Genomic DNA, 14,710 nt, shown 5'->3' on the forward strand with positions numbered 1-14,710 from the left:
ATCATTCTCCTTTCTGTAATTTTTCGACAAATTGATTTTCTGTCACTTTAGAGGTATCAATTGGTTTTTCAATTGCTTTAAGCTCTGTTAGTAAATCGGCCACTTTTTGTTGCCCTTCAACAAAATCATCTGTTATAGGTTTTGCGAATGAGTTTGTATTATTTAAAACACTTCGTACAACTTCTGGCTCAAGGTTGCGTGCTTTGGCATAAAACTCTACTGCCTCATCTTGATTCTTAGCACGCCATTCTGCTGCTCTGGAAAATACTTTTAGGAATGTATCTACATACTCTGGATTGTCATCAATGATTCCTTGACGTGCTACTGCAAAGGAAGGTGAAGAAATATTAATGTCTTTCCCATTCACTAATATTTTTGCATTATTCTGAATTGTTTCGATAGAGATAAATGGCTCCCAAATACTCCAAGCGTCTACCGAACCGTTTTCAAATGCTGGCGTTGCTTCATCCGGTTGTAGTTGAATAATATCTACATCGCTTGGATCAATATTCGCAAGTTTTAACACTTGATATAGGAAACCGAATGCACTACTTCCTTTTGCTACCGCAATCTTCTTTCCTTTTAAGTCTTTAATCGTTTTAATATTACTGTCTTTATTCACAAGAATCCCATTTCCTAAATAACCATCAGCTGTTACAGCGATTTCTTTAAATGGCACATCCGCAGCTTGACCGCCTATAACAGGTGTATTACCGACCTCTGTAAAATCTAGCTTATTCGCCGCAATCCCTTCAAATTGAGGAGGGCCACTTTGGAACTCTATCCACTTTACTTTTACGCCAATTTTTTTATATGCTTCTTCAAACCAACCTTTTTCTTTTGCAATCCATAACGGACTTAATGATTGCTGAATACCAATCCGCACTGTATCTTGTTTGCTTCCATCTTTACTTTCAGCCTTGCTTGAGCATCCTGCGAGTACGAATAACAATCCTACTATAACGAATAAACCAATTGCACGTAATTTCATAAATTAAATTTCCTCCCTTATCTCAAATACCTTCTCCATCTTTGTAGCCTACTGTATCTGTTTTCTCGAATTCTTGTAATACTTGTTGTCTGATATATTGGAATGAAGGATTGGTACGATTTCTTGGATATGCTAGTTCAACATGTATTAACTTTTGTAATTGCCCAGGATTTGAACGTAAAATGGCGATATCTGTTCCTAAACTAATAGACTCATCAATATCATGTGTGACTAGTACCATCGTGATTTTCTTCTTTTGCCAAATATCGATCAAGACATCCTGCAGATGCTTACGTGTAAAAGCATCTAGCGCACCAAAAGGTTCATCAAGAAGTAATACCTCAGGATCACGAATGAGTGCTCTTGCTATCGCTACTCTTTGGGACATTCCGCCTGATATTTCGCTGGGATATGCTTTTTCATACCCTTTTAATCGAACGATCTCAATCATTTCATCCACTTTTTTTCGAACGGTAGGATCCTTCAAATTCAGGTCAGCCGCAATATTTTTTTCGACGGTCATCCAGGGGAACAACCGATGCTCTTGAAACACAAATCCTTGTGAGATAGCCGGCTTTGTCACATTTCTACCGTTAATCTCAATGGAACCACGATACTCTGTATCTAAACCCGCAATAATTTTTAATAACGTACTTTTACCACATCCACTCGGACCAATAATGGTAAGGAAATCCCCTTCTTCAATCTTTAGTTCAATGCCATCCAGTACAACTTTTTTGGTTGTATCAATTTGAAATGCTTTTTCATCTACTTGAATTTGTACTGCCAAGTTCATACCTCCTTACTTGAAAAACATTTTAGATTAAATATCAAATCTTATAGTCTACAAGCATAAATTGTATTTCGCCTATATCATTTTTCAACCCATGAAGACCATTGCTATCAAATATTTAATTAGTATTATTAACAGGTATCACTTACCTCCTCCTATCAACTTAAAACTGAAATTATTCAAATTAACCTCATTCCACTTACTACCATTTCGACATCATTGAAGATAAAACTTCACTCAGTGGAGAGGTGTCTCCTTCCACTATGTATTAGTTAAACCAATCGTTTATTTATAGGCGGTTGATCCACTTAACCTCTGCTTAGCTACTTACTTCTTGATGAGGTGGTGCTTACCTTCTATTCATGGGTAAACAAAAAGGCTTCGAATTCATCCAACAAATTCGAAGCCTCTAGTTATCTAGTAAGCAAATTATTTAATTCTTATTAATTTGATATGTTTAATATAATATGATTAACTTTATGCTGTCAATACTTTGTTAGAAGATTAGTGACCTTTTTATCTTTTGAAACTCTGACAGCAAATATACTGAAACGATCTTCTGTTTGTCCAAAGCTTAAAAATAATGACAAAGGAATTGATCGAACAACAAGTACAATTTCAGCAAGTTCTATTCCTAAATAACGGTTTTTTTCGTATATATCTCGTATTTTTATTTTTTTCGAAAGTTATACTTCAATGGCCGTTTCTTTGGCATTTCCCCATTCAGACCAAGAACCTTCATAGGAACGAACATCTGGATAGCCTAATAAACGAAGTATGAAATATGTGTTTGATGCTCTTACATTCGATTGGCAATATGGCACAATTGTTTTGTGTTCAGTAATCCCATTTTGCAGAAATTTTGATTTTAATTCTTCAAAGCCGAGAATACGGATTCTATCTTTATCTTTTGTAATCGCTTCGCTCCACTCTAGTCTGACTGCACCAGGAATATGGCCACCGTTTTTATTGTTTCTTATATCGATTCCCTTGTATTCATCTAAGGAACGAACATCTAAAATGGCATAATTTTCAGCGTAAAGGTTTTGTTCAATATCTTGCTGTGTCGATACTAAATTTTTGTTTGCTTTTGCCTTGAAATTTCCTTGCTCAACATCATGGACTTCTGTTGTTACAGCGTAACCTTCTTGCAGCCAAGCAGGATACCCACCATGTAATATACGCACTTGATCTTTTAAACCATAGTATTCTAGAGCATAAAATATTCTAGCAGCATTTAAAATATGGCCATCATCATAAACAAGCACAATTGAATTTTGATTGATCCCTACACTTTGGATCAAGGTGGTAAATTCCTCTTCATTTAGGATAAAACCCGCGATTTCATTTTTAAAATCTACTAAATCGCTAGGAGGTAATGAAATGGACCGAGGAATATGCCCTTCATCATAGCCACTTACTCTTGCATCAAGAATCACCAGATTTTCATCATTTATTTGTTCATGAAGCCAATTAGCATCTTTTAACAACTGCTCATTTGGATATGTCCTGTTGCTCATTTTCATTTCCTCCTCCATTCAAAATCATGAACTTATAAAATTACTATTCTTATCTATATACAAGGAATTAAAACGTGTGAAGTCCCATTAGTCATTAGCACAGATGGTTATTTGAAAAGTTGAACTCAAAGCTTCCAATTTCAATTGAAATACGTACTCATAAAGAGATTAATGGACTTGTAATGTGTCTGTTTGATAATCCCAAAAAATTTCTAATTTTTTTGTTAAACCACCAGGTCCGAATTTAACTTTTGTTTCACTTGAACAACAAAAGATCATAAACTGTACCATTAATTCTCTTCTGTCTAGAATATTGGTAATTCCCTTCGTGTAAAACCAATTATCAATGGTATTATAAATCCCCTTATTCAAAGAAAATTTTCGTTCACAAAATTGGGAAAATTTCAAATCTGGCAAGTTGAAAATATGCCTATAATTTTCCATCTCCATACTCTCCTTAATCATTGAAGTAAGCGAAACTTTTTACGTGCATAAAATGCGTCCGCTTGTAATTGATTTATTAAATCTTGTAATTGATCAAATTTTATTTCATTTCGAATATAAAACATTACTTCAATCGTTAGATATTCATCATATATGCACTCATGAAAATCCAAAATATGCACTTCAAATGTTTGATGATCTCCGTCATTAAAAGTTGGGCGATTCCCTACATTCATTATGCCTAAATATTTCTTTGAATGGTGATATACATAAACGCCATAAACACCCTTGTCTATCATAAGTTCTTCTACTAGATTCAAATTTGCAGTGGGAAATCCAATCTTCCTTCCTAACTGTTTTCCCTTTTCAACATGTCCTACAATAAGATGTTCATTAAACTGATGTAAAGCGTTCATAGTGGCCTCCTTTTAAATATTTTATAAAGTTTTTGATGTACTATCTTCTTGTTTGCTTGCTTAATCTCAAAAAAGTTTATTAATAATACTATAATCCCAACTAATCCTAGTATTCAAGTATATTTTTAAAAAAGCATAAAAATTCACCTTTATTTAAGTGATTTTTCGCTAAAACAAACGCTTCAATCTCACCCCTTAATGGTGAAAAATTCCTGATTATTTAAGGTTTATGCGCAAATAATTTCATGGGCAGATTTCTCTAAATTCGTATCTTAACCATTCTCAGCAGCAATTTTTATTTCTTCTCGCATTAACAGGCAGTATGAGTACCACTTCAAGACTCCAATAACCAGCAGGAGAGAAAGTGAGTGATCAACTGCCTGTTAATCCCGATTGATAATGGGCGTTTGTTTGTAGCCCCTACTCAATAGAATAACAATTAAAATCACATTCATTTCGCCATCTATAGAAGTGGCCGCCCTCTGTTGAATCAAGATAGCCCTTTAGGAGATCTCCAATTAGTCTTCATCGCTGAAAATGAGGACGTAAATTAGCAGGAGAGCGAATACAATTCAAAATGGAGCGAATAAATCCTCCCAATGAGCACATAAAACCTCGTAAAGAGCAATTAAGTCTCCGAAATCAGCAAACAAACCGTCAAAATTAGCAAATACCGCTTTTGAAAAGCTCGATTACAAATATTTCTTGGAATGCTTTTTCCCATCATATGAGTAGAGGACAAACTTCTCTTCAATAACTGTTCTTAAATGAACGGGCCGCCCCCATAATTGATAAATATAAGGGAGGACATGGTCTAAATAGTGTGAATCCAATTCCATTCCTTCATATTGATGCACTAAATATAATTCGCCATTTCGCAAATAATCCCCATTTTCCACAACAATGTATGGAAATCCTCCATTTACTCTCATAGATACTAATTGATCCCGCACAGCCCTATAGTCTTTATCTGTAATTCGATACTCTGATCCTTGCTTATTAAACAAATACAGATCTTCTTGCTTCACTAGATCTTTTGTTAAGTAATTACGGATAAAGGACATATCCGATTCCACTTCCCGCACTTCAAAGATCTTTTCTCGACCAGAGTTTGGTTTGATCCCCATTTCTTTCATCTCTTCAGTGGGGTTATCATAGCGTCTTTCTATATCTTCAAATATCTTTATACCTAAATAATATGGATTAATGGTCGTTGTAGATGGTTGAACAACACCCGCATTTAGTTTTGCATAATCGATCGTTTCATCTGACGTTAAGTTGAGTTCTCGCATAATTCGCTGATGCCAAAAGGACGCCCATCCTTCATTCATAATCTTTGTTTCCAATTGCGGCCAGAAATAAAGCATTTCTTCCCGCATCATCGTTAATATATCTCGTTGCCATTCTTCTAACTCATGGCTATACATTTCGATGAAAAGTAATAAATCCTTTTCAGGTCTTGGGGGAAATTTCTTCTTTTTATAGCGAATTTTACTTTCTTCTGTTTTCGGCTGATCCAAACTCCATAGTTCATCATATGGCGTTTTGGGAGTTGAAATTTTCTCATCATCTTCCTCATAATCGTTATACATTAATTTAGGGCGTACTAGGGAGGGATCGATATGCTCCTGTATAGACAAAACAGCATCCAAAAATTGTTCTACCTCATCTTTGCCATAAATCATTTCATAATGAGAAATTCGTTCTGCGGTTGCTGTCATGCTTTCGACCATATCTCTCCTTGTATTTAAGAAACGAATATTATTTTTGAAAAAATCACAATGCGCTAACACATGGGCAATGATCAATTTATTTTGCGTTAATGTGTTTGTATCCAATAGAAATGCATAACAAGGGTTGGAGTTAATAACAAGCTCATAAATTTGGCTTAACCCTAAGTCATATTGCAGCTTCATTTTGTGAAATTGTTTTCCAAAGCTCCAATGGGAAAAACGAGTAGGCATACCATATGCTCCGAATGTATAGATGATCTCTGCTGGGCAAATCTCATAACGCATTGGATAGAAGTCTAAACCAAATCCTAACGCAATTTCTGTAATTTCATCTATTGCTTTGTGAAGCTCCTTTTCCATTTATTGAATCCCCCCGCGTATATTTTAAATAATAAGCTTTGTTTTACAATACTGTTAATATTCATCTTTTCCACAGACGGATTTTTTCATGTACAAACCCATTCACTACGCTTATTTCGTGATCTCATCTAGCTGACTTCTAGGACATTGAAAAATGGCAAAATATCAATTTATCAGAATCAAAATTCATTTTTCTCACTTTTTCTGCGGACTTTGAATTTATTTCACTGAATCGACACGCCCGAAGGAAGTGCACATGTATTTTTGAGGAGTCGCCGCCTTTCTCTAGAAATAGATATATGAAAAAATCAACAATATCATATAACAAAGCCGAAAGTAAAATGAAACTTCACACAATAAGGAATTTCTTCATCCCTATTGTGTGTTAGTTGAATCGACCAACAGTTGATCCTTCACGCCTTCGATTGCTGTATTAAAGCTTTTTCATAAAAAGGATTGGAGCAATCGCTCATAAAAATGAAAATATACTTGCCTCTTGCAAGAAGATCACTAAGAAAGCCATTTCACTCCCAAAAATTCAATAAAAATATCAGCTTTTCATTAAAAATACAGGCATGTTGATTAAAAAAACATGTATTTTTCACTCATAATAATCATGTTATCGTTTTTCAGTGACTTCGTCTTGAAATGGATGTTTCGCCTTTCATCCGGTATAAAATGACTTTATCTTATTTCAGCTTCAGGCTGCCCTTTTTGGAAAAAGCATTTTAATGCTTCATATACATCACTTTTACTTTTTAAAACATAATGTCGGAATTTCTTATCTTCTATTTTTTTATAGTTATACATGAGAGTAGAGAAACGATTATGTGGATTTACTTCCCCATAGCCAAACATACTAGAAACCTTCATCAATTCTTGAACTAATCGGACACAGGATTCATTGTCTGTTGACATATTCTCTCCATCTGAAAAGTGAACAGGATAAATATTGTATCGAGTTGGATTGTATTTTTCTTTTATCAATTCTAATGCTTTTACATAGGCAGATGAACAGATCGTTCCTCCACTTTCCCCTTTTGTAAAGAATTCTTCCTCTGTCACGACTTTTGCCATTGTATGATGTGCTATAAATTCAATCTCAACTGTTTCATATTTAGAGCGTAAGAATCTTGTCATCCAGAAAAAGAAACTTCTTGCACAATATTTTTCAAAGCTGCCCATTGACCCACTCGTATCCATCATAGCAAGTACTACTGCTTTAGATTCGGGCTTTATCACTTCATCCCATGTTTTGAAACGTAAATCATCATTATGAATAGGTGTAATTTGTGCTTTTCCCTTCATTGCGTTACGTTTAATGGCATTCAGAATTGTTCTCTTTTTATCTATATTCCCCATAAGCCCTTTTTTACGAATATCATTGAATTCTATTTTTTCTGTTGTAATATCCGCTTTTTCTTTTTCTTGTAAATTCGGCAGCTCTAGTTCTTTAAATAACTCATTCTGAATTTCTTCTATACTTACTTCTGCTTCATAATAATCCTTACCGGTAGCATCTCCCGCCTTTTTTCCTTTTCCTGCGGCTTGTTGGTCTTCTCCACTACCATCTTGTGCCACCACATCCCCTATTTTGCTATCACCTTTTCCTTGACCTACATGCTTGGATTTTCCATAGTTATAACGAATCTTATATTCATCCAAGGAGCGGATAGGGATTTTTATAACATCACGACCATTTGACATAATGATGCTTTCTTCACTTACTAGATCTGGTAAATTATTTTGGATGGCTTCTTTTACTTTTTCCATATGGCGTTGTTGATCTTGGTATCCTTTACGATGGAGAGACCAATTTTCCTGAGAGATGACAAAGTGCTTATTTGAGTTTTCCGTCATTTTTATCCTCACCCATCTATTATTAAAGAGTTTTTAAAACAAACATTTTTCCATAAAATGCTACATTGAGTAAATCTTCGATGCTAAAAAAATCTCTTTTCTTATACTATGCTAGCTTTTAAAATTATTTAACTTTTTAGGATAAAAAAACGGAGTGTCCTTAAAATTATTTGGACACTCCTATTTATATGTTATCGATTCAATAAGCTTCCTACGTATTGCAGCAATTCATTTGCAGAAGTCGAGTTATATCCATGTTCGTCTATCAATGTAGCGACAACTTCATTGATCTTTTTAAGCTGCGATTCATCTGGCGTTTTCGATGATGTTGTAATTTTCACGATATCTTTTAAATCTGCAAATAATTTTTTCTGTATTGCTTCTCGCAATCTTTCATGAGAATTGTAATCGAATCGTTTTCCCTTTCTTGCGTAAGCTGAAATACGTATAAGTATTTCTTCACGGAACCCTTTTTTCGCATTTTCTGAAATCCCGATTTGTTCTTCTATTGATCGCATCAGTTTTTCATCTGGATTTAGTTCCTCACCAGTAAGTGGATCTCTCAGCTTATTTTTATTGCAAAAAGCTTCTACATTATCAAGGTAGTTGTTCATTAACGTTTTTGCGGATTCTTCATATGAATAGACGAATGCTTTCTGCACTTCATTTTTGGCGATTTCATCATATTCCCGTCTTGCAACAGCAATATAATTCATATATTTTTCTCTATCTTCCTGACTAATCGATGCATGTTGGTCGAGTCCATCCTTAAGTGAAAGCAACACATCTAACGCATTAATAGATGGGACTTTCTTACGGATAATAGCGGAAGAAATTCGGTTAATAATATAACGTGGATCGACTCCATTCATGCCTTCGTTTGGATATTCCTTTTTCAATTCCTCTACATCAACGGAGTTAAAGCCTTCAACACTTTCTCCATCATAAAGACGCATTTTCTTGACTAGATCAATCCCTTGCTTTTTCGGGATTTCAAGTCGAGTCAAGACAGAGAAGATGGCGGCCGTTGTTAACGCATGTGGAGCAATATGGATATGCTTCATATCACTTTCTTTAATCATTTTTTCGTAAATTCTTTCCTCTTGGCTAACTTTCAAATTATACGGGATCGGCATGACAATAATTCTTGAGTGAAGTGCCTCATTCTTTTTATTGGAGATGAAAGAACGATATTCCGTTTCATTCGTATGAGCAACGATCAGTTCATCCGCACTAATCAATGCAAAGCGCCCTGCTTTAAAATTTCCTTCTTGTGTTAAAGATAAAAGATTCCATAAGAATTTTTCATCTAGTTTTAACATTTCTTGGAATTCCATCATACCTCGATTTGCTTTGTTCAACTCACCATCAAAACGGTATGCACGCGGATCTGATTCTGAACCAAATTCTGCGATGGTAGAAAAATCGATACTTCCCGTTAAATCAGCAATATCTTGAGATTTGGGATCGGATGGTGTGAATGTTCCAATACCCACTCGTTTATCTTCAGAGAAGAAAATTCGTTCCACTAGAACATCTTCAATATGACCGCCATATTCCTGCTCAAGTCGCATTGTATTCAATGGTGATAAATTTCCTTCAATTCGAATACCAAACTCTTCGAAGAAATCATTGCGCAAGTGGTGAGGAATAAGATGAAGTGGATCTTCATGCATGGGACATCCCTTTATCGCATAAACTGCTCCCTCATCTGTTCTTGAATATTGTTCCAATCCTCTTTTTAGTAAAGTGACAATAGTCGATTTCCCACCACTTACAGGTCCCATTAATAATAAAATACGTTTTCGAACATCTAATCTTTTAGCTGCTGGATGAAAATATTCTTCTACCAATCTTTCAATGGCTGATTCCAGTCCAAATATTTCTTTTCCAAAAAAGTGATATAATTTTTTTCCATCTCTTTCTTCTAATCCTGAGCTTTTTATCATATTGTACACGCGTGAATGTGCTGTTTGGGCTACTTCTGGTCTTTCTTTTATAATGTCTAGATATTCAGCAAAAGTTCCTTCCCATTTCAGCCTGTTTTCTTCTTCACGATAATTTTTAAACTTATTTAAGATGTCTATAGTTTTTCCCTCCATTCAGGCCTGTTTTATAACATAGTATGAAGTTAAAGAATTAATGATAACCATTACTATTTTTTTGGTGAATTTTCTTTCAATAAAAATCACTCAAACAGTTCCTTTTAGATAGGTTGAAGCTATTGAAAAAATTTTTTGTCCGTTTTTTATCCTGCATAAACGGGCAGTATGACTTCCTCCTTATGATTTCCGTCAATAGCAAATTTTGTTTATAGCCAGTTATATAGCGATTTACGCTTGAATAGATGCCGCCTGTTCCATTAGCATCATCAAATATATAAGCTGTACTCATGGAATATAAAATTTCGGTTATTCTAAGTAAGATCGAAAGGAGGGTGTTTGTAAATTGGTTCGAAATTTAATTCCTTTATTAGCCTTCACCATGTTTTTTAGTACTATTTTCTCCATGAATACATCTGCGAAAGAAGAACCCTCAAGGGAAGAAGTTTTGAAGCAGCGAATGACTTATTATGTCCAATTTGAGGATTTACTTGTACCTTGGTACTTTTTGGCTGCGATTGATCAATATGAACGTAATATACAATCAGTTCGTCGCGATATTCCCAAACGTGATAGTGTAATTGCTATCCGATTTTCTGAAGAGTATTGGGCGGGTCCTTTCAATCCTTTGGCTCAGGATACATCACCAACGACCATTGACTATTTCGGAGGAATGGGACTTGATGGTGATCAGGATGGAATTGCCAATTTAGATGATGATGATGATGTGATGTTTACAATGGCAAATTTTCTAAGCCAATATGGTCCTTCTGAAAAAGATTTTAAATCGGCTTTATGGGAATACTACAAAAGTGAAAAAGTGGTCAATCAAATTTTGACAAATGCAAAGCTATATAAGCATTTCAACACAATCGATTTGGATAAACATTCTTTTCCAGTAGTACTTAGCTACAACTATAGCTTCAAAGGTACTTGGGGAGCCAACCGTGGTTGGGGAGGAAGAAGAATCCATGAAGGAACAGACGTTTTTGCAGATTATGGCACACCCGTGTTGTCCGCATCCTATGGTGTAGTTGAAACAAAAGGCTGGAACCAGTTCGGCGGATGGCGCATTGGCATACGAGATCAAAATAATTCGTACCATTATTATGCTCACTTATCTTCTTATAGCAAGGACATTCAAATCGGAGATATCGTAGAGCCTGGAAAAGTAATCGGATTTGTCGGCAGTTCTGGCTATGGTAAAGAGGGTACATCTGGTAAATTTCCTCCACATCTCCATTACGGCATCTATAAATTCAATGGCCGTACTGAATGGGCATTTGATCCATATCCGTCACTTTTGCTTTGGGAGCGACAAACGAAAGAAGCAAAACGCAGTAATCGATAAATATATGAAGAGGAGTTGTTCATCTATTTGGACAGCTCCCTTTTAAATCCATTTCACAAATACTTTTGAAACATCATCCTAGCCTTCTACGATAATTTACTTTGCAAATCCTCTGAAAGCTTAAAAAGGATAACACGCTCTCCAGTCTTTGTACTAAGATCCGTATGAAAACTGATCACTTCTTCGCCCGTTATATCTAGAATAATTTGTTTGAGTTCCTCTAAACCTGATTCTACTAAACTATTCCGATGTGTTTTTACGGACAGCAATCCTTCTTTATTTTTACATACTGAATATTCAGCGGGTGTTAAAATTCCGCGTAGTACAATAATAATCATGTCTCGCAAGATATCTGATTTGACAGAAACCGAGCCTCTTCCTAAATAAGTTTTTTCCCAGTGAGTTAATGCTTTACTTATTTCTGATTCAATATTTCCTTTTGTTTTATCCATAATATCATTTCCATCCCCTATTCAATTAAATGTGACTAATGAACAAACATAAATTCATTCATTATTCAATTATGATTAAAGCTAGGACCAGCTTTCCCAGCGACCCTCATCATCGATGGATGCTAAGCGGATCCAACCGTTTTGGACTTTTTGAAGAAAAGCAGAATCACGATCCATTAGTCGTTCAATATATTTTCTTGGTGCTTGGATCACTACCAGTAAACGCAATGGTTCGTGATATGCCTCTTGGTCTGATTGCATAACTGACTGCCATGGAAGTCCAAACAGTAAATCACTCGCGTTACCTTGCATCACGCCAATACCAGATGTTATGGTTTGAGTCGTTTTGTTTCCACTGCCATAATAATGTGGTGCAACGGTAGACGCATAATATTGGAGGTTAATCCATTGCGCAACTTTGGCTGGTCCAGCAATAATTTTAGCAAGTATATCCCCATTGTCGTCATTTTTCCACTGATAATTATGAAGAAATGCTCGTCCCTCTAAATTACATGCTGCCGTAAGTGTCCGCTCTCCAATGATAAAAGCCGCATTACGAGCCAATCCCCATTCTGGACGCACTTCACTCCAGTCCTCAGCCAAACGTTGCACCTCACCTTTGGAATTTTTATAATGCGAATGCAATGTTGGTAACTGTACAATTCGTTCTGCATTTGCTTCATCACAAACTTTTGACAATTTTGTTTGTACACATTCCAATGATCGTTGTGCAGCTTCCGAAAGTTCAGGAACATAAATGAAACGAAGTTCATCAAGTGTCGTAATATGCTCAGCCGCTACAAAAACGGTTTCTTTTGGTATCACAATTCCTACTTTTTCTAATGCCTCTCTTACTTTTGGAAGATTGCACAAAGTTGCTAAAACACGTGCGTTAAAACCACTTGATGCCCCTCCACATGCACCACAATCTAATGCTGAGGAATATGGATTGTTTGTGCTATGACTACTATGACCGCAGATGACGACCAAGGGAGCAAAATGCTCTGTTAGCCCCATCATTCTCAATGCTTGGTTTGCATAAAACACTTGCTCTTTTTCAGAAAATCCTACGGGCAATATTGAATCTAGCGTGTGTATATGGTCAAGTGAAAGTTTAGTGGATGGTTTACGCGACCACTTTTTTCGCAATTTCCTCATCGTATAACCTGTTTTTTGCGGTACAAAGCTGCGAGCCAATGTTTGCAAACTTAGCCAAGGACCACTAATCTCTGGCAATAACAAATTGGTTAGCATATTATGCTTCAATTTATTGAATGTATGACTTATTGAATGGATAGTGTTTTCACGTTGTTTATACTGTTTTAAATCGTCATCTGTTGATGATTCGATGACTTTGTGTTTAGGCTTGAACATTACTGGTAAGGAGTCATGACTATGTGTACTACCAAGCTTTGTCGTTTCAATTGGCAATCCAAAAAAACCAGCTGTTCCAAATGTTTCAAAAGGACCTATTTTTTCTAGTTGACGACGAAAAGGTTCTGAACGCACGTCAATACAGAAAGCAAATTGCGCCAATACTGGCATCGTTGGTTGAACGATTGAAGGCTGTGGGGATGTCATCATTTCTTTTATATGAACTTCATATGTTTTTTCCCATGCTTCTAACCAAAGCCGACTGCGCACAAACCGATCAAAACGATTGGCCAATAACAAGCGAGCCTTTATTTCTTCAGGGGATAAATTCTCCCAATCTTCTATTGGCGTATCTCCCCATTTCATCCATCTTGTTAGCAACGATTCTATTAGCCCTTGCTTTTCTGCTTTTAGCTTAGGTAAAGGTAAATATGGTTGCAACAAAGCACATTCCAGCGAAATTCGAACGGCTAAATACTCTAAGAATAGCTTTTCCTCTTTAGTAGACTGTTGGGAACGCCAAAGCATCATTCCAGCCCAACCCGGTAATGAGAGTAAATGTGCTTCAAAATAATCTTGCGCTTCAGATGGAGGAATCTCTAATGCTATTAATCCTTTGACTAAAGCACGTTCCGGATTCTCTGGCAAGGATTGTAATTGTTTGCGCATACTATGGCTGAGTGCTGGATCATATGGAACCATCATCTTCCAAGCTTGATAAAATCCTTTTTCACGGTGAGGCATCGACCAAACTGCCTGTGACTCATCTAAATATAATTTACACCATTTGATGATATGAAGATTTAGTTCATCCGCAAACTCCCCTTTTCCCACTTGTTCTACATATTGCTTATATGCATGAATCGTATGATTATTAGGAATTTGCGATTGATAGTGACTCAGTTCCTGTGCTACTTTTTTTAAGTGCTGCCCTTCTGAAGGATGAAAAGGCTGCTGATCAAGTGCCAGCGCATTGCGGCAAAACTGTTCTGCTACATTTTTCGATAAATCTAAAGCCTGTGTAGCCAGCCACTTTCTCATTCCCTCTTCTAAAAACTGTTTATCGATCTCTCCCTTTTCATAGGCATCTATTAATAACGCATTATTTGGGTATATGTCAACATCACGACTATCTTTCAGTCGGCGTGCTACTTGTTCAAAGGTTTGTTGTTCTAACCCTGCCCAAGGACTTCGAGCTGCAAATTGGTTAATAGGTCCAAGTGGTACGATTACCTTACTAGCTGATTTCACCCATTCATTTATATCACAATAAGAATCATCAGGTTCTTTGTCATAGTTTAATGTAGTTGCCAT

General features: G+C 36.0%; 11 protein-coding genes. 1 reads left to right on the forward strand and 10 read right to left on the reverse strand.

The window, feature by feature from the left end; translation table 11 throughout:
- Window position 1: 1 nt before the first annotated feature.
- The 8 genes from FEU33_RS13765 to FEU33_RS13800 form a co-directional block, all read right to left on the reverse strand.
- Window positions 2–991, reverse strand: a complete 990-nt coding sequence (locus tag FEU33_RS13765) for an aliphatic sulfonate ABC transporter substrate-binding protein (RefSeq protein ID WP_146550066.1) — start codon at window positions 989–991, stop codon at window positions 2–4.
- A 22-nt stretch (window positions 992–1,013) separates the two neighbouring features.
- Window positions 1,014–1,781 carry an ABC transporter ATP-binding protein gene (locus tag FEU33_RS13770; RefSeq protein WP_243881190.1) on the reverse strand — a complete coding sequence of 256 codons (768 nt, stop codon included), beginning with the start codon at window positions 1,779–1,781 and terminating at the stop codon, window positions 1,014–1,016.
- 689 nt (window positions 1,782–2,470) lie between these two features.
- Window positions 2,471–3,304 (reverse strand): sulfurtransferase, encoded by an 834-nt coding sequence (locus FEU33_RS13775; RefSeq protein ID WP_186731431.1) that lies wholly within the window; start codon window positions 3,302–3,304, stop codon window positions 2,471–2,473.
- Between the two features lie 168 nt (window positions 3,305–3,472).
- Window positions 3,473–3,748, reverse strand: a complete 276-nt coding sequence (locus FEU33_RS13780; protein ID WP_146550069.1) for a hypothetical protein — start codon at window positions 3,746–3,748, stop codon at window positions 3,473–3,475.
- Window positions 3,749–3,765: 17 nt separating this feature from the next.
- Complete coding sequence (locus tag FEU33_RS13785) at window positions 3,766–4,164, reverse strand: riboflavin kinase (protein WP_146550070.1); 399 nt, start codon at window positions 4,162–4,164, stop codon at window positions 3,766–3,768.
- A gap of 692 nt (window positions 4,165–4,856) precedes the next feature.
- Window positions 4,857–6,257 carry a SpoVR family protein gene (locus tag FEU33_RS13790; protein WP_146550071.1) on the reverse strand — a complete coding sequence of 467 codons (1,401 nt, stop codon included), beginning with the start codon at window positions 6,255–6,257 and terminating at the stop codon, window positions 4,857–4,859.
- Between the two features lie 684 nt (window positions 6,258–6,941).
- Window positions 6,942–8,117 carry a sporulation protein YhbH gene (gene yhbH, locus FEU33_RS13795; RefSeq protein WP_146550072.1) on the reverse strand — a complete coding sequence of 392 codons (1,176 nt, stop codon included), beginning with the start codon at window positions 8,115–8,117 and terminating at the stop codon, window positions 6,942–6,944.
- A 191-nt stretch (window positions 8,118–8,308) separates the two neighbouring features.
- A complete protein-coding gene (locus FEU33_RS13800) occupies window positions 8,309–10,204 on the reverse strand; it encodes a PrkA family serine protein kinase (protein ID WP_146550368.1) in 1,896 nt (631 codons plus the stop codon).
- 361 nt (window positions 10,205–10,565) lie between these two features.
- On the opposite strand from FEU33_RS13800, the gene FEU33_RS13805 reads away from it, so the two are divergent.
- Entirely contained in the window at window positions 10,566–11,570 is a 1,005-nt protein-coding gene (locus FEU33_RS13805) for a M23 family metallopeptidase (protein WP_376752469.1), read from the forward strand.
- A gap of 86 nt (window positions 11,571–11,656) precedes the next feature.
- Here the strand turns inward: FEU33_RS13805 and FEU33_RS13810 are convergent, their stop codons facing one another.
- Together FEU33_RS13810 and FEU33_RS13815 are read right to left on the reverse strand one after the other, a co-directional pair.
- The gene (locus FEU33_RS13810) at window positions 11,657–12,022 is read right to left on the reverse strand and encodes a Na-translocating system protein MpsC family protein (protein WP_146550073.1); all 366 of its coding nucleotides are present in this window, start codon (window positions 12,020–12,022) and stop codon (window positions 11,657–11,659) included.
- An 81-nt stretch (window positions 12,023–12,103) separates the two neighbouring features.
- Window positions 12,104–14,710, reverse strand: coding sequence for a DUF2309 domain-containing protein (locus FEU33_RS13815; RefSeq protein WP_146550370.1), 2,607 nt, complete (start codon window positions 14,708–14,710; stop codon window positions 12,104–12,106).

This window comes from Rummeliibacillus suwonensis (genome assembly GCF_007896435.1).
GTDB classification, from domain to species: Bacteria; Bacillota; Bacilli; order Bacillales_A; family Planococcaceae; genus Rummeliibacillus; species Rummeliibacillus suwonensis.

Bases quoted from the DNA above. Each gene is read 5' to 3' on its own strand.
- FEU33_RS13810 (WP_146550073.1), bottom strand. From the start codon at position 12,022: ATGGATAAAACAAAAGGAAATATTGAATCAGAAATAAGTAAAGCATTA.
- FEU33_RS13780 (WP_146550069.1), bottom strand. From the start codon at position 3,748: ATGGAAAATTATAGGCATATTTTCAACTTGCCAGATTTGAAATTTTCC.
- FEU33_RS13765 (WP_146550066.1), bottom strand. From the start codon at position 991: ATGAAATTACGTGCAATTGGTTTATTCGTTATAGTAGGATTGTTATTC.
- yhbH (WP_146550072.1), bottom strand. From the start codon at position 8,117: ATGACGGAAAACTCAAATAAGCACTTTGTCATCTCTCAGGAAAATTGG.
- FEU33_RS13815 (WP_146550370.1), bottom strand. From the start codon at position 14,710: ATGGCAACTACATTAAACTATGACAAAGAACCTGATGATTCTTATTGT.
- FEU33_RS13785 (WP_146550070.1), bottom strand. From the start codon at position 4,164: ATGAACGCTTTACATCAGTTTAATGAACATCTTATTGTAGGACATGTT.
- FEU33_RS13775 (WP_186731431.1), bottom strand. From the start codon at position 3,304: ATGAGCAACAGGACATATCCAAATGAGCAGTTGTTAAAAGATGCTAAT.
- FEU33_RS13790 (WP_146550071.1), bottom strand. From the start codon at position 6,257: ATGGAAAAGGAGCTTCACAAAGCAATAGATGAAATTACAGAAATTGCG.